This window comes from Streptomyces sp. NPDC088254, from assembly GCF_044740925.1.
GTDB lineage: Bacteria > Actinomycetota > Actinomycetes > Streptomycetales > Streptomycetaceae > Streptomyces.
In genome coordinates, this window is the sequence record NZ_JBIURQ010000010.1 from 354,092 (window position 1) to 368,228 (window position 14,137).

A 14,137-nucleotide genomic window follows, 5' to 3' on the forward strand; every position below is an offset into this window, starting at 1 on the left:
GGCCCCTCAGTCCCATTCCAGGCCGCCGCGACGCCACACGTACGCGTAGGCGACGAAGACGGTGAGCACGAAGAGCAGCATCTCCACGAGCCCGAAAAGCCCCAGGGCGTCGAAGGTGACGGCCCAGGGGTAGAGGAAGACGATCTCGATGTCGAAGACGATGAAGAGCATCGCCGTCAGGTAGTACTTGATGGGGAAGCGCCCGCCGCCGGCCGGCGTGGGGGTCGGCTCGATACCGCACTCGTAGGCCTCGAGCTTGGCTCGGTTGTACCGCTTCGGCCCGATCAGCGTGGCCATGACCACGGAGAAGATCGCAAAGCCTGCCCCGAGGGCTCCCAGTACGAGGATGGGCGCATACGCGTTCACCGCTCCTCGCTCCTCTCAGTCGGCACTGACTGCTGGCGATGGCACGGGCTCACATCCGCCTCACACACCCCTCGAACCCCGCCCGTCCCGGCGAAGATCGCGAACATGTGAAGCAGGTCACAAGCCCAACTGCCACGCATCTTATGCCTGCCGGTCTGTGATCTGCGACACGGGGTATTGCACAAGCTTTGTGATCTCCACCACCTGACGAAGGATCATGAAGTCGTATCAGTGGTGATCTTCGTACGGGAAGCGTCAGAGTGATCACAAGAGGTGACATTTACGCTCGTCCGCGCAGGCCGCAGGGCGCGTCTCAATATCAAGAGAGTTCCTCTGCATGCAAATTCGCCTTGGACGGGGTGTCCTGCTAGAGGCCGCGTTCACACATCAGGGGGACCGGGGCAGCGTCGAGTGGACGTGTGCGCGCGTTCACGAGCGGAGCCGACGACTCCATCGCGCACATGACGCCCGGACTCCGGTAACCGTTCCGTGACCTCTGCCACACCCGAAAGCGCGCCCGAGAACCGGGCTTGGCCAACTGCCTCAACCAGTGGTAGGCGCGGGGCAATCCGGACGTAACAACGAAAGCCCATGATCACGGGCTTGATCACTTGAGTCCGCAATGTCCGTTAAGGCGTCAATAAGGTGCGGCGTGACAGGTGTTCAGGGTCCCCATTGAGTAATTGTGGCGCAGCACACGTTTCTTGAAGGTATGGAGGAGCCCCTGATACCGCTTGTACCCATGTCCCACACCGCTCACATACGCAGCCACCGGAAACCCCGCCGCAGCGCGTCGAAGATCGCGATGCGGGCCGGAGTCGCCAGTGGTGTCCTCGGCACGCTGGCCGTCGCCACGGCGGCAGGATCGGCCAACGCCGCCGAGCCGGTGACGCAGACGCTCGAACTGCCCGTCCTCACGGGCGATCTGGCCGCGCAGGTCGCGCAGTCCGCCGAAGTCACGCAGCAGGCGGCCGCGAACTACCAGCTGGACGCCGAGCGCGACGCCGCCGCAGCAGCAGCGGCCGCCGAGGCCAAGAAGGACCTCGCCGCCGCGAAGAAGGCCGAGGCCAAGAAGAAGGCCGAGGAAGCCCGCAAGGCCGCCGCCGAGGCCGCCGCGTCCCGTTCCGCGGAGCGCAGCACCCTCTCCGCATCCGCATCCGCATCCGCATCCGCATCCGCGTCCGTCTCCGACTCCGGCTCCGCGTCGGTCTCCGCTCCCGCCAGCGGCAGCGTCGGGACGGTCATCTCCTTCCTCAAGGCACAGCTGGGCGACGCGTACGTCATGGGCGCCACCGGACCCAACGCGTGGGACTGCTCCAGCCTGGTCCAGGCCGCGTTCAAGCAGGTCGGCGTCGACCTGCCGCGCGTCTCGCAGGACCAGTCGATGGCCGGCACGGACGTGTCGCTGTCCGACGTCCAGGTCGGCGACATCCTGTACTGGGGCGGCAAGGGTTCGGCCTACCACGTGGGCGTCTACATCGGGAACGGCCAGTACCTGGACGCGGCCAACCCGTCCAAGGGCGTCGTCATCCAGGACCTCTCCGGTTACCCGGCGTCGGGCGCTGTCCGCGTCCTCTGAGACGTACGGAACCGACGGAAGGGCCGCAGCCGCTCGGGGGCAGCGGCCCTTCGGGCTTTCCCTGCCTCGCCGAACCCGGCCGACGTGACGTCCCCACAGAGCACACGCACCGGCCGCCGGGGCAACACCTGTGCGCCGGACCCGAGTTCACTCGCCCTCGAGTCGATGTCCGGTCACCGGTGGGCCGGGCAGCGGCTGTTCGCCGCCCTCTGACAGTGAGGGCGCTCCCCCGCTTCAGCCGCCAGGGGGCGCCGTCACCGTCACGCGTGCGATGTCACGCCTTCGGGGCCACCTTGCTCAGGCCGTTGATGATGCGGTCCATCGCGTCGCCGCCCGTGGGGTCGGTGAGGTTCGCGAGGAGCTTCAGCGTGAACTTCATCAGCATGGGGTGCGTGAGGCCGCGCTGCGCCGCGATCTTCATGACCTTCGGGTTGCCGATGAGCTTCACGAAGGCGCGGCCCAGCGTGTAGTAGCCGCCGTAGGTGTCCTTGAGGATGCGCGGGTAGCTCTGGAGAGCCAGTTCGCGCTGGCCCGGGGTGGCCCGCGCGTGGGCTTGGACGATGACGTCGGCGGCGATCTGCCCGGACTCCATGGCGTAGGCGATGCCCTCGCCGTTGAAGGGGTTCACCAGACCGCCCGCGTCGCCGACGAGCAGCAGGCCCTTGGTGTAGTGGGGCTGGCGGTTGAAGGCCATGGGCAGGGCGGCGCCGCGGATCGGGCCCGTCATGTTGTCCGGCGTGTAGCCCCAGTCCTCCGGCATGGAGGCGCACCAGGCCTTGAGGACCTCGCGCCAGTCCAGTTCCTTGAAGGAGTCGGAGGTGTTGAGGACGCCGAGACCGACGTTGGACGTGCCGTCGCCCATGCCGAAGATCCAGCCGTAGCCGGGCAGGAGCCGGTCCTCGCCCGGTCCGCGCCGGTCCCACAGCTCCAGCCAGGACTCCAGGTAGTCGTCGTCGTGGCGCGGCGAGGTGAAGTAGGTGCGCACGGCGACGCCCATGGGGCGGTCCTCGCGGCGGTGCAGGCCCATCGCCAGGGAGAGGCGGGTGGAGTTGCCGTCGGCGGCGACGACCAGCGGGGCGTGGAAGGTGACCTCGCGCTTGTCCTCGCCCAGCTTGGCGTGCACCCCGGTGATGCGGCCGGTGCGGTCGTCGACGATCGGGGCGCCGACGTTGCAGCGCTCGTGGAGCCGGGCGCCCGCCTTCTGCGCCTGGCGGGCGAGCTGCTCGTCGAAGTCGTCGCGCTTGCGGACGAGACCGTAGTCGGGGAAGGAGGCGAGATCCGGCCAGTCCAGCTGGAGGCGGACGCCCCCGCCGATGATGCGCAGCCCCTTGTTGCGCAGCCAGCCGGCCTCTTCGGAGATGTCGATGCCCATGGCGACGAGCTGCTTGACGGCGCGTGGGGTGAGACCGTCGCCGCAGACCTTCTCCCGCGGGAACTCGGTCTTCTCGAGCAGGAGCACGTCGAGTCCGGCCTTGGCGAGGTGGTACGCGGTCGTGGAGCCGGCCGGCCCAGCGCCGACGACGATCACGTCGGCGGTGTTTTCGGAGAGGGGCTGAGTCACGGCGGGAACTCCCCAAGTTCGGAATCTGGGTGCCGAGGGGCACTGGACATGGGCAGTCTATTCAGCGACATTGATCACCGGCTGAAGGGCTGCCCCCGTGAAGCGAGTTCTCCCCGTGGTACGGCTGCGCGTCCCCACCGACGAGGATGCGGTCGCCTGGCATCGGATCTTCGACCACCCCGACGTCATGGAGTTCCACGGCGGCCGGTCCGCGGGACTGTCCGTCTACGAGGAACTCACCGCCCGCCAGCGTCGGCACGACGCCGAGCGCGGGTACTGCCTGTGGACGATGCTCGACGAGTCGGGCCAGGTCATCGGCTTCACCGGCGCCCAGCCCTGGGAGCGGGACTGGGGCCCGGCGGGCGAGATCGAGATCGGGTGGCGGCTGGGACGGGAGCACTGGGGCCGGGGATACGTCACCGCGGCGGCGCGGACGACGGTGGACCGGGTCAGACAGGCGGGCGTGCCGAGCGTGGTGGCCATGGTCGCCGCCCGCAACGCCCGCTCCATCGCGGTCACGCAGCGGCTCGGCATGCGGCTGGCGGAGGTCTTCACCACCCCGCAGTCGAGGTCGCAGGGGCACTGCTACCGCCTCGACCTGTGACAGATGACCCTGAGTGACCGGCTGTCACACAACGACACCAGGCGCTTCCGGACGGCACCCCCGGGCGGTTACCCTTCCAGTACCGCTGGGGGTGACATCTGTGCTCATACGGCCAAAAACACCCGAAGTGCGCGTGCCGAGACTCGTCGGCCTGATGGCGACGGACGCGCGCGAGACGGCCACGGCGCGAGGCGTGCTGCTGGCCGCACCTGACCGGCCCGACTTCCACCGCACCGTCGTCGACTACGTCGTACGGCAGTACCCGCCGCCCGGGGTCGAGGTGCCGCGCGGCGCCGTCGTCACCGTGTGGTTCGACTTCGCCGAGGGCGAGGGCGGCGGAGGCTCGGGCGTGCGCGAGCCGCGCGTGCCCCGGCCGGGGGGAGGCGGGCTGGAACGCGAGCTGGACCGGCCGGGAGACGCCTTCGAGACGGCCAGCTCCCGCTGAAGCAGCGGCCGCGCTGTTCGACACCCTTGGCGCGCTCCTGCTCAGCTCTCCTTGAAGCCCCGGTGCAGGGTGACCACGCCGCCGGTCAGGTTGCGCCAGGCGACCTTCGACCAGCCGGCCTTGCGCAGGTGCTCGGCCAGTGCGGGCTGGTCGGGCCAGGCGCGGATGGACTCGGCGAGGTACACGTACGCGTCCGGGTTCGAGGAGACGGCCCGGGCGACCGGCGGCAGGGCGCGCATCAGGTACTCGGTGTAGACCGTGCGGAAAGGCGCCCAGGTCGGGTGCGAGAACTCGCAGATCACGACCCGGCCGCCGGGGCGGGTCACCCGGTGCATCTCGCGCAGGGCGGAGTCGAAGTCCTGCACGTTGCGCAGGCCGAAGGAGATCGTGACGGCGTCGAAGGTGTCGTCCTTGAACGGCAGCCTCGTCGCGTCGCCGGCGGTGAAGGGCAGCCAGGTGTGCTTGCGCTTGCCCACCTGGAGCATGCCGAGGGAGAAGTCGCACGGGACGACGTAGGCGCCGGCGCGGGCGAAGGGCAGGGAGGAGGTGGCCGTGCCGGCCGCCAGGTCCAGGATCTTCTGCGCGGGGCGGGCGTCGACCGCGCGGGCGACCTCCTTGCGCCACCTCCGGTCCTGGCCGAGCGAGAGGACGTCGTTCGTCAGGTCGTACCGTTCCGCCACGTCGTCGAACATCGAGGCGACTTCGTGCGGCTGCTTGTTCAGGGAAGCGCGGGTCACCCGCCCATTGTGGCAGCCCCCGCCTGCCCGGCTCATGCCAGCCCGCGCCCCTCGTATTCATTTCAGCCGAACACGGGCCCTTCGCCGGAGTCGTCGACGCGTTTGCGGTGGTGACCAGGAGTGGCGGCACGGATTTCGACGGCAGGCTCGGAATGCATTCCCCGGATATCAGGGAGCCTTCATCAGTCCTGAACTCTGGAATTGTTGCGAGGAGGCCATGAGGAACGCCTGAACCTGTCACTCACCTCAGAGAAACAGCTAGTCGCTGCGTCAGGACCTGCAAGAATCAGAGGGGTAGATTGTCCTGTTCGGGTGACCAATTGTCCCCTTTTGCACGGTTGAGTCCACAAGATTTCTGTGTGGCCACTGTTCACGCACGCTCCCGCCCGAATGTGGGACATTCCCCTTTCGGGAACACCTTTCGTCACCTTCATTTGAATTCACGAGAGCGGGTGCGCACGCAATGCGGAGTCTCCTGAAGCCGGCGGCCGGGCTGACCTGTCTGTTCGCCCTGACCATGGCAGGCTGCTCCGCGGCGCCCGAGGACACATCGAAAGCGCCGTCGGCCATCGAATCCTCCTCGCCGAGCGCCACATCCCATACGGCAACGGGGACAGCGACGGCTTACGCGCCCTACGTCAACGCCACGGCGGCCTCCGCCAACGACACGGCCGGCTCGCCGGCGACGTACAACCTGGCTTTCGTCATCTCGGACGGAAGCGGCTGCACGCCGAAGTGGAACGGCACGCACGCCATCGGCGACACGTCCGTCGCCTCCCGCGTCTCCGCTCTCACGAAGTCCGGCGCCTCGGTCCGCGTCTCCTTCGGCGGGGCCTCCGGAAAGGAACTGGCGGCGGTCTGCGACGGCGCCACGGAACTGGCCGAGGCGTACGGCGCGGCCCTGGACGCAGCCGGTTCCACGCGGGCCGACTTCGACGTCGAGGGCGACGACCTCGCCGACGCCGGTTCGGTCGCCCTGCGCTCCCAGGCCATCGCCCTGCTCCAGAAGGAGCGCACGGACCTCGAAGTCACCTTCACGCTCCCGGTGATGCCCTCCGGGCTGGACGCCGGTGGCCTCGCGCTGCTCGACGCGGCGAACAAGTACGACGTCCAGGTCTCCACCGTCAACATCATGACGATGAACTACGGCGAGTCGTACACCGGCGACATGGGCGGCTACGCGATCGCCGCCGCCACGGCCGCGCACGCGCAGCTGAAGAAGGCCTTCGGCACGACGGACGCCGGAGCGTGGAAGGGGATGGCGCTCACCTCGATGATCGGCGTCAACGACGTCGCCGACGAGACGTTCACACTCGCGGACGCGGCGCAGGTGCGGGCGTTCGCCGAGGGCAAGGGCGTCGCCTGGGTGTCGATGTGGTCCGCCTTCCGCGACCGGAGCTGCGCGGACGGGGTCGCCGGACAGGACGAACCGCTCACCGACTGCAGTGGGGTGAAGCAGAGTTCGGGGGCGTTCGCGAAGGCGTTCTCGGCGGCGAACTGACACACACGGACCCCTGCGGACCGGTCACCGCCGACGGTGGACCAGCCGCCCCGCGCACACGGTGGCGATGCAGACCTCCACCCCCTCGCCGCTGCCCGACTCGTCGGGCGTGAACACGGCGAGATCGGCGCGCCCGTTCTCCACGATCGCGGTCGGCCGTGAACTGGACAGCACGGCAACGTGGTTGCGTGCCGCCGCCGCCCGGAGCTCGGGCGAGCCGGCGTGCTCCGCCAGGACGGCCGCCGCGCCCAGCTTCAGCACAGCGTGGACGCGCTCGCGTGCGCTGGGGGCGTCGGGAAGGGGGCCTTGGTGGAGGCGCGCGGGGCCGAGGACGCCGGGCCAGTGCCGCACGCGCGCACCGGGGAACCGCGCCTCCAACTCGGCACGTGTACCCACGCCGACGACCCGGTCGCCCTGAACGGCGACGGCTCCGCCCGCGACCGGCGACGGGTCGTCCCAGGCGCGTCGGAGCTCGTCCGCGGCGTGAATGGTCAGCACGGGCAGCGTCAGTTCGGTGCGGTGGCCGGTCAGTTGGGCGCGAGCAGCTTCAACTCGGGGTGAGCGGTGCCGCCTTCGATCGCGGTCGAGGAGATGTGGGAGACGACCCGCTCGTCCACGGGGTCGTTCGCCGGGTCCTCGTGGACGACCAGGTGCTCGTACGTCGTGGAGCGCTGCGCCGGGACGCGGCCCGCCTTGCGGATCAGGTCGATGATCTCCAGGCGGTTGGAGCGGTGCTTGGCGCCGGCCGAGGAGACTACGTTCTCCTCCAGCATGATGGAGCCGAGGTCGTCCGCGCCGTAGTGCAGGGAGAGTTGGCCGACCTCCTTGCCCGTCGTCAGCCAGGAGCCCTGGATGTGGCGGACGTTGTCGAGGAACAGGCGGGCGATCGCGATCATCCGCAGGTACTCGAACAGGGTCGTCTGGGTGCGGCCCTTCAGGTGGTTGTTCTCGGGCTGGTACGTGTACGGGATGAAGGCGCGGAAGCCGCCCGTCCGGTCCTGTACGTCACGGATCATCCGCAGGTGCTCGATGCGCTCGGCGTTGGTCTCACCGGTGCCCATCAGCATGGTCGACGTGGACTCGACGCCGAGGTTGTGCGCCGCCTCCATGATCTCAAGCCAGCGCTCGCCGGACTCCTTCAGCGGGGCGATGGCCTTGCGCGGCCGCTCGGGCAGCAGCTCGGCGCCGGCGCCGGCGAAGGAGTCCAGGCCCGCCGCGTGGATGCGCTGGATGGCCTCCTCGACCGACACCTTGGAGATGCGGGCCATGTGCTCGACCTCGCTCGCCCCAAGGCTGTGGATGACGAGCTGCGGGAAGGCCTGCTTGATGGCGGAGAAGTGCTTCTCGTAGTACTCGACGCCGTAGTCCGGGTGGTGGCCGCCCTGGAACATGATCTGGGTGCCGCCCAGCTCCACGGTCTCCGCGCACCGGCGCAGGATGTCGTCCAGGTCGCGGGTCCAGCCCTTGGCCGTGTCCTTCGGCGCCGCGTAGAAGGCGCAGAACCTGCACGCCGTGACGCACACGTTCGTGTAGTTGATGTTCCGCTCGATGATGTACGTCGCGATGTGCTCGATGCCGGCGTACTGACGGCGGCGCACGGCGTCGGCTGCGGCGCCCAGCGCGTGCAGGGGCGCGTCGCGGTAGAGGACGAGCGCCTCCTCGGGCGTGATCCGTCCGCCCGCGGCGGCACGTTCGAGGACGGCTGTGACGTCAACAGAGGTGAGGTCGGCCTTCTCGGTCACCGGAGCGTCCCTTTCGTCAAGGGTTGTGGACGGACCAAGTCAGCGTACGCCAGCCCTTCGTCACGACCGACGTCAGGCCGTGTACGCGCCCAGCAGCAGCCCCACGTAGGCGCCCGCGATCAGGAACGGCCCGAACGGGATCGTCGTCTTGCGGTCGGCCTTGCGCGCGGCGAGGAGCGCGCCGCCGTACAGCGCGCCGAGCAGGAACCCGGCGAAGGTGCCCAGCATGACGGTGGCCCAGCCGTACCAGCCGAGGACGGCGCCCGCGCCGAGCGCGAGCTTCACGTCGCCGAAGCCCATGCCGCCGGGGTTGACGAGGTGCAGTACGAGGTAGCCGGCGCTGAGCGCGAGGGACGCCAGGAGGGCCGTCGTCCACTCGCCGGCGTGCTCCGGCAGCAGCGCGGCCACGCCGAGCAGGGCGAGGGCGATCGCCGCGAAGGGCAGGGTGAGTGGATCGGGCAGCCGCTGCACCCGCAGATCGACGACGGCGAGCAGCACCCCGACGGGCGCGAGCAGCAGCCAGACGGCCAACTCGGGCCGGGGACCGGTGGCGAAGCCGAGGACGGCGCACAGGCCGGCGGTGACGCCGGCGAAGAGCGCCCCGCCGGGACCGTACGCCCCACCGCGTCCCCGTGTGCCCGCACCGGCACCGGCGCCTTCGGCGCAACGGGGACAGCGCGCGGGACCGATCCAGCCGCGGACGGGGTGCCCCTGAGGACAACGGTCGCGCCACCCGGGCACAGGCGATCCCTCTTCGCCGTCCGCCCCGGCCCCGTCGGCCCCCGCCTCACCGTCCGCCCCCCTCGGCGGCAACGCCACCGAGAACCGGTACGCGGCCCGAGGCAGCAGAGCCCCCACCACCGCACCCCACGCCGCTGCGACGACGAGCAGGGTCGCGTCGCCGAATGTCGAAGTCACGGGGTGAGGAGTTCCACCTTCACGTCTGCCGGGAAGCCTGTTGTGGGGCCGACGCGGCGGGCGAATTCCGTTACCGCTGCGAGTTGGGCGGGGCCGAAGCGGAAGTCGAGGGTGGTGAAGTACTGCTCCAGGACCCGTTCGTCGAAGGCCTCCCAGCGGGCTGCCTGTTCGGCGACCTTGGTGACCTCCTCCAGGGAGAGGTTGCGGGAGGCGAGGAAGGCCTCGTGGACCTTGCGGGTGATGACCGGCTCGCGTTCCAGGTAGTCGCGGCGGGCCGCCCAGACCGCGAAGACGAACGGCAGGCCCGTCCACTCCTTCCAGAGCGCGCCGAGGTCGTGGACCTCCAGGCCGTACGTCGGGCCGTCCAGGAGGTTGGCCCGCAGGGCCGCGTCGCCGATCAGGACGGCGGCCTCCGCCTCCTGCATCATCAGGCTCAGGTCGGGCGGGCAGGTGTAGTAGTCGGGGCGGACGCCGTAGCGGTCCGACAGGAGGAGCTGGGCCAGGCGCACCGAGGTGCGTGAGGTGGAGCCCAGGGCGACGCGCGCGCCGTCCAGTTCCACCAGGGGGACCTTGGAGACGATCACGCAGGACATCACCGGGCCGTCGCAGCCGACCGCGATGTCGGGGAAGGCGACCAGGTCGTCGGCGTTCTTCAGGAACTCGACGAGGGTGACGGGGCCGATGTCCAGGTCCCCGCTCACCAGCTGTTCGCTGAGCTTCTCAGGGGTGTCCTTGGTCAGCTCGAAGTCGAGGAGCGTGCCGGTTCTCGCGAGCCCCCAGTAGAGGGGCAGGCAGTTGAGGAACTGGATGTGGCCCACGCGGGGTCGGTTGCGAGAATTGTCCACATCGCGAGACTAGACCCCGTCCGGTACGCTCCTGTCCCCGACCCCTCGGTCAACCGCTTCTCCGGATGTTCAAACATTCGGGTGACGTGATCTTGACCTCTATTGCGTTCGGCTGCCTGCGTGCTAGGCTCGCCGCAAGTTGCAGTTTGGTTTCCCTTGCAGTACAGAGCCTGCGGAGCATGTAACCGCGGGCTCTCGTCGTTTTCAGACGTATGCAGTTGTGCGGCACTTGCTTTCACGCTTGCAGGGTTCTGGAGCAGGGCAACCCTTTGGGCCCAAGGAGGGCTTATGGCTACCGGAACCGTGAAGTGGTTCAACGCCGAAAAGGGCTTTGGCTTCATCGCCCAGGAAGGCGGCGGCCCCGACGTCTTCGTCCACTACTCGGCGATCAACGCGCAGGGCTTCCGTTCCCTGGAGGAGAACCAGCAGGTCTCCTTCGACGTGACTCAGGGCCCGAAGGGCCCGCAGGCGGAGAACGTCACCCCCGTCTGATCGTCACGTCCGTGACATCGCAAGTCTGAGAGCAGTACCCAAGGAGCCCCGCGCCACGGTTGTGGCGGTGGGGCTCCTGCCTTTGCCTGTCTTCGCCCGCCTTTGCCTGCGGCGCTCGGGCAGGGGGGCTTCACTCGGGGGAGTGGTTTGGCTGCCGCCGATCGGAGGTTGGTCGGTGGGCGGTGGTGGTGGGCGGCGTGGAGGTGGGGGGTTCTGGTCGGTTGTGGGGTCACCCGGGTGGGGGTGGGGGCGTGTCGCTTCGGTGTGGTGGTTCGCTCCCGCCGCCCCTTCCCGTCCCGTCCCTGGGGGCTGCCGCCCCGAGGCCCCCGCTTCGGCCCTGGACGGGCCTCGTCCTCAAACGCCGGACGGGCTCACCCGCTCCCGCTAGCCTCGCAGCTCATGACCGCGCGCGACTTTCTCTCCGACACCCGTACCTTCTACGACGCCGTCGCCGGTGATTACGCCGAGCTCTTCTCCGAGGAGCCGGCTCGGCCCATGGACCGGGCGGTGCTCGGGGGGTTTGCCGAGATCGTCGGGCGGGGTGGGGTGGTGGTCGATCTGGGGTGTGGGCCGGGGCGGGTCACCCGGTACCTCGGGTCGCTCGGGCTGGTGGTGTCCGGGGTGGACCTCTCGGAGGGGATGCTCGCCGTCGCCCGACGGGAGAATCCGGGGATTGCGTTCGAGCTCGGGTCGATGACGGACCTCCCGCACGAGGACGGCTCCGTCGACGGGGTCGTGTCCTGGTACTCGTCCATCCACACGCCCGAACCGGAGCTGCCGGCGCTCTTCGCCGAGTTCCTGCGGGTCCTGCGCCCCGGCGGGCATCTGCTGCTCGCCTTCCAGGCCGGGGACGAGGTCCAGCGCCACGACCAGCCCTGGGGGCACCCCGTGGCGCTGGACTTCCTGCGGCGGGAGCCCGAGCTGATGACCGAGTTGCTCGTCGCGGGCGGGTTCGAGATGCGTTCATGGACCGTGCGGGAGCATGAGCCCTCCTTCGGCGAGAAGGTCCGGCAGGCCTATCTGATCGCCCGCAAGCCGCAGGGCGAGTGAAGGGACCTCCCTCCTCACGCCGCCTTCGGCAGGATCTTCCGGCAGTCCTCCCACGCCGCACGGCTCAGCAGCGGGCGGAGGCGGGTGAACAGCGCCAGCAGGTCCGGGCCCCACCGGTCGCGGAACTCCGGGTCGTGCGCGGCGAGGTCGAGCTCGTTGGCGGCGGTGAGGTCGGCGAAGTCGCGCAGGGTGCGGGGCGCGGGCGTCCACTGGACGCCGGAGAAACGGTCGTGGAAGCAGGGGGCCGGGCCGGCCAGGCCCGGGTACGTCGCCCCGCGGTCGCAGCTCGCGTACAGGTACACGATCGCCTCCGCCTCCCGCCCGATCACCCGGGCGATCTCGGAACGGCGCTCCAGCGGGAGCAGGCCGTCCGGGAAGCCGTCGGTGCCGTAGAAGGCGTGGCAGAGGCCGGCGATCTGCAGCGCCGGGCGCGCCTCCCACGCGGCGAGCCGGGAGCGTACGCGGCGCACATGGGCGAGGAGCGTGCCACCCGGGTGCGCCAGCGCGCCCGCGCCCAGATCCCGCAGCAGCGTCTCGGCTCCCTCCGCAGACACGGTTTCGGTCATGGCAGCGGCCCCCTTCCTCCGGGCGACGAGGGTCGGCACCCGCTCCCACCCCTTGGTGTCCGGACGCCCACGAGGGTGCGGAGCGGGTTGCCGCCCAGGGCCCCGGGGAGATCGTCGTACGGCCCCAACTGCTCAGTCAATCCTAAGGATTTGTGGCCACCCCCAAGTCTAAGCTTGGCCCTCATGACGCTGGAGGATCTGCGGGTGTTCGTGGCCGTGTGCCGGGCGGGCAGCCTGAGCGCGGTCGCGCGGGAACTGGGGTGCACGCAGTCGGCCGTGAGCCAGCACGTCAAGCGCCTCGAACGGGAGACGGGCGTAGGGCTGCTGGAACGCCGGCCGCGCGGAGTCGTGCCGACGCAGGCCGGCCGGATCCTGGAGGCAGCCGCTGCGGAGGGCATCGCCGGACTCGGCCTGGCCCTGCGGCAGGTGCGCGACCTGTCCGACGGCGTCAGCGGGTACGTCCGCGTCGCCACCGGCGCGACGACCGTACGGCACTTCATGTCCGACGCCCTCGTCGCGTACCGCCGCGCCCATCCCGGCGTCAACCTGGAGTTCCGCACGGTGAGTTCGGGCCGCGGTTCCTTCGACGCGCTCGCCGACGGCACACTCGACCTGGCCTGGATCACCCTCGGCCCTCCGGTGCGCGGCATCGAGCAGCGGCGGGTCGTCGACCTCCCCTGGATGCTCGCCGTACCCGCCGACGACCCGCTCGCCGGCCTCCCCCACGTCGACGTCGCCGACCTGCGCGACGTACGGCTCATCCGGCTGCCCCCGAACTCCGCCTCAGCCGCCCATCTTGACGCCTCCTGCGCCCGGCTGGGCGTCCGCTTCTCCTACGACACCGGCGTCGCCGACTGGGACACCGCGCTGCTCCTCGCCGAGCTGGGCGTGGGCCGCGCGATCGTCCCCGCCCTGCCTGGCCTGTCCCAGCCCGCCGACGGCGCCCTGCGCCTGATCCCCGTCCCCGCGCTGCGACCCCTCCCCGTCGGCTGGGCCGTACGCCGCTGGGACGCCCTGAGCCCGCCGGCGCGGGCCTTCGCCGACCTCGTCATCGAGCAGCGCGGACGGACGGCCTCGGCGTCTCCCGGTGCGGCGGACTGAGCGCCAGCTCGGCCCACACCGTCTTTCCCACCTCCCGCTCCGCGACTCCCCACGTCGTGGCCAGCGCGGTGACGAGGACCAGCCCCCGCCCGCCCTCCGCGTCCGCCTCCGTCACGATCCGCAGCCCCTTGTCCCCCCGCGCGTCGCTCACCTCGATCCGCAGCAGGCCCTCCGGGAGCAGCAGCAGACGCAGCTCGAAGTCCCGTCCCGGCACCCGTCCGTGCGTGACGGCGTTGGCCGCCAGCTCCGCGACCACGTGCTGCGCGGTGTCGCTCACCTCGCCGTCGTGCGCGTAGCCCCACGCGTCGAGCTGCTGCGCGGTCAGCCTCCGCGCCAGGCGTGCGCCCCGGGGCGTCGCGCTCAGCCGCAGGGCGAGCTCGCCGAGGGGGGTCGGGATCCGGGTGGAATTTTCGGAGTTCACCTCACCGAGCGTGGCCGGTTGTCTCTACTCTGACCAGGGGCGACCTGGCGACTCTCCGTAGCCGTACGGATGCGCTGGAGGAGGCGTACGTGCTGTCGACAGTGACATCAGCGACGTGAGGGCAGTGCAGTGCCATGACGGACTAACGGGAGCGCAGGCCGGAGACCCCGGCGGAGGCCGACGGGACGACGGGGCTGTTCACAGCGTTG

Annotated in this window: 16 protein-coding genes; 7 read left to right on the forward strand and 9 right to left on the reverse strand. The window is 70.1% G+C overall.

Features of this window, described 5'->3' with window-relative positions; genetic code table 11:
• Positions 1-6: 6 nt before the first annotated feature.
• Positions 7-366 carry an NADH-quinone oxidoreductase subunit A gene (locus ACIOC0_RS28690; RefSeq protein WP_030494815.1) on the reverse strand — a complete coding sequence of 120 codons (360 nt, stop codon included), beginning with the start codon at positions 364-366 and terminating at the stop codon, positions 7-9.
• A 712-nt stretch (positions 367-1,078) separates the two neighbouring features.
• Between ACIOC0_RS28690 and ACIOC0_RS28695 the strand changes: the two genes are divergently transcribed.
• Entirely contained in the window at positions 1,079-1,945 is an 867-nt protein-coding gene (locus ACIOC0_RS28695; RefSeq protein WP_402158648.1) for a C40 family peptidase, read from the forward strand.
• 274 nt (positions 1,946-2,219) lie between these two features.
• Here ACIOC0_RS28695 and ACIOC0_RS28700 read toward each other — a convergent pair whose 3' ends face one another.
• Positions 2,220-3,506 (reverse strand): geranylgeranyl reductase family protein, encoded by a 1,287-nt coding sequence (locus ACIOC0_RS28700; protein WP_402158649.1) that lies wholly within the window; start codon positions 3,504-3,506, stop codon positions 2,220-2,222.
• Positions 3,507-3,603: 97 nt separating this feature from the next.
• On the opposite strand from ACIOC0_RS28700, the gene ACIOC0_RS28705 reads away from it, so the two are divergent.
• Together ACIOC0_RS28705 and ACIOC0_RS28710 are read left to right on the forward strand one after the other, a co-directional pair.
• Positions 3,604-4,110 carry a GNAT family N-acetyltransferase gene (locus tag ACIOC0_RS28705; protein WP_402158650.1) on the forward strand — a complete coding sequence of 169 codons (507 nt, stop codon included), beginning with the start codon at positions 3,604-3,606 and terminating at the stop codon, positions 4,108-4,110.
• Between the two features lie 127 nt (positions 4,111-4,237).
• Positions 4,238-4,555 carry a PASTA domain-containing protein gene (locus tag ACIOC0_RS28710; RefSeq protein ID WP_402158651.1) on the forward strand — a complete coding sequence of 106 codons (318 nt, stop codon included), beginning with the start codon at positions 4,238-4,240 and terminating at the stop codon, positions 4,553-4,555.
• A 41-nt stretch (positions 4,556-4,596) separates the two neighbouring features.
• On the opposite strand, the gene ACIOC0_RS28715 is transcribed toward ACIOC0_RS28710, so the two are convergent.
• The gene (locus tag ACIOC0_RS28715) at positions 4,597-5,292 is read right to left on the reverse strand and encodes a demethylmenaquinone methyltransferase (RefSeq protein WP_351094676.1); all 696 of its coding nucleotides are present in this window, start codon (positions 5,290-5,292) and stop codon (positions 4,597-4,599) included.
• A 463-nt stretch (positions 5,293-5,755) separates the two neighbouring features.
• Between ACIOC0_RS28715 and ACIOC0_RS28720 the strand changes: the two genes are divergently transcribed.
• Complete coding sequence (locus ACIOC0_RS28720) at positions 5,756-6,793, forward strand: chitinase (protein WP_402158652.1); 1,038 nt, start codon at positions 5,756-5,758, stop codon at positions 6,791-6,793.
• A 24-nt stretch (positions 6,794-6,817) separates the two neighbouring features.
• Here ACIOC0_RS28720 and ACIOC0_RS28725 read toward each other — a convergent pair whose 3' ends face one another.
• From ACIOC0_RS28725 to ACIOC0_RS28740, 4 genes are all read right to left on the reverse strand, one after another.
• A complete protein-coding gene (locus tag ACIOC0_RS28725) occupies positions 6,818-7,291 on the reverse strand; it encodes an imidazolonepropionase-like domain-containing protein (RefSeq protein WP_402158653.1) in 474 nt (157 codons plus the stop codon).
• A 29-nt stretch (positions 7,292-7,320) separates the two neighbouring features.
• Positions 7,321-8,535: a cyclic dehypoxanthinyl futalosine synthase gene (mqnC, locus tag ACIOC0_RS28730; RefSeq protein ID WP_402158654.1), complete on the reverse strand. Its 1,215-nt coding sequence runs from the start codon at positions 8,533-8,535 to the stop codon at positions 7,321-7,323.
• A 72-nt stretch (positions 8,536-8,607) separates the two neighbouring features.
• Positions 8,608-9,453, reverse strand: a complete 846-nt coding sequence (locus tag ACIOC0_RS28735; protein WP_402158655.1) for a prepilin peptidase — start codon at positions 9,451-9,453, stop codon at positions 8,608-8,610.
• Positions 9,450-10,298, reverse strand: a complete 849-nt coding sequence (locus ACIOC0_RS28740) for a menaquinone biosynthetic enzyme MqnA/MqnD family protein (protein ID WP_402158656.1) — start codon at positions 10,296-10,298, stop codon at positions 9,450-9,452. The genes ACIOC0_RS28735 and ACIOC0_RS28740 overlap by 4 nt, the downstream gene beginning before the upstream one ends.
• Before the next feature lie 288 nt (positions 10,299-10,586).
• Here ACIOC0_RS28740 and ACIOC0_RS28745 point away from each other — a divergent pair, with 288 nt between their 5' ends.
• Complete coding sequence (locus ACIOC0_RS28745; protein ID WP_003974443.1) at positions 10,587-10,790, forward strand: cold-shock protein; 204 nt, start codon at positions 10,587-10,589, stop codon at positions 10,788-10,790.
• 399 nt (positions 10,791-11,189) lie between these two features.
• Positions 11,190-11,840, forward strand: coding sequence for a class I SAM-dependent methyltransferase (locus ACIOC0_RS28750; RefSeq protein WP_402158657.1), 651 nt, complete (start codon positions 11,190-11,192; stop codon positions 11,838-11,840).
• 14 nt (positions 11,841-11,854) lie between these two features.
• Here ACIOC0_RS28750 and ACIOC0_RS28755 read toward each other — a convergent pair whose 3' ends face one another.
• Positions 11,855-12,406, reverse strand: coding sequence for a DUF6817 domain-containing protein (locus tag ACIOC0_RS28755; protein ID WP_402158658.1), 552 nt, complete (start codon positions 12,404-12,406; stop codon positions 11,855-11,857).
• Between the two features lie 183 nt (positions 12,407-12,589).
• On the opposite strand from ACIOC0_RS28755, the gene ACIOC0_RS28760 reads away from it, so the two are divergent.
• Positions 12,590-13,507 (forward strand): LysR family transcriptional regulator, encoded by a 918-nt coding sequence (locus tag ACIOC0_RS28760; RefSeq protein ID WP_402158659.1) that lies wholly within the window; start codon positions 12,590-12,592, stop codon positions 13,505-13,507.
• Here ACIOC0_RS28760 and ACIOC0_RS28765 read toward each other — a convergent pair.
• Complete coding sequence (locus ACIOC0_RS28765) at positions 13,455-13,928, reverse strand: ATP-binding protein (protein WP_402158660.1); 474 nt, start codon at positions 13,926-13,928, stop codon at positions 13,455-13,457. The two genes, ACIOC0_RS28760 and ACIOC0_RS28765, sit on opposite strands and share 53 nt — an antisense overlap.
• Positions 13,929-14,137: the final 209 nt, after the last annotated feature.

Excerpts from the sequence above, each read along its gene's own strand:
- ACIOC0_RS28695 (WP_402158648.1), top strand. The coding sequence starts at position 1,079 with ATGGAGGAGCCCCTGATACCGCTTGTACCCATGTCCCACACCGCTCAC.
- ACIOC0_RS28720 (WP_402158652.1), top strand. The coding sequence starts at position 5,756 with ATGCGGAGTCTCCTGAAGCCGGCGGCCGGGCTGACCTGTCTGTTCGCC.
- ACIOC0_RS28745 (WP_003974443.1), top strand. The coding sequence starts at position 10,587 with ATGGCTACCGGAACCGTGAAGTGGTTCAACGCCGAAAAGGGCTTTGGC.
- ACIOC0_RS28750 (WP_402158657.1), top strand. The coding sequence starts at position 11,190 with ATGACCGCGCGCGACTTTCTCTCCGACACCCGTACCTTCTACGACGCC.
- ACIOC0_RS28755 (WP_402158658.1), bottom strand. The coding sequence starts at position 12,406 with ATGACCGAAACCGTGTCTGCGGAGGGAGCCGAGACGCTGCTGCGGGAT.
- ACIOC0_RS28760 (WP_402158659.1), top strand. The coding sequence starts at position 12,590 with ATGACGCTGGAGGATCTGCGGGTGTTCGTGGCCGTGTGCCGGGCGGGC.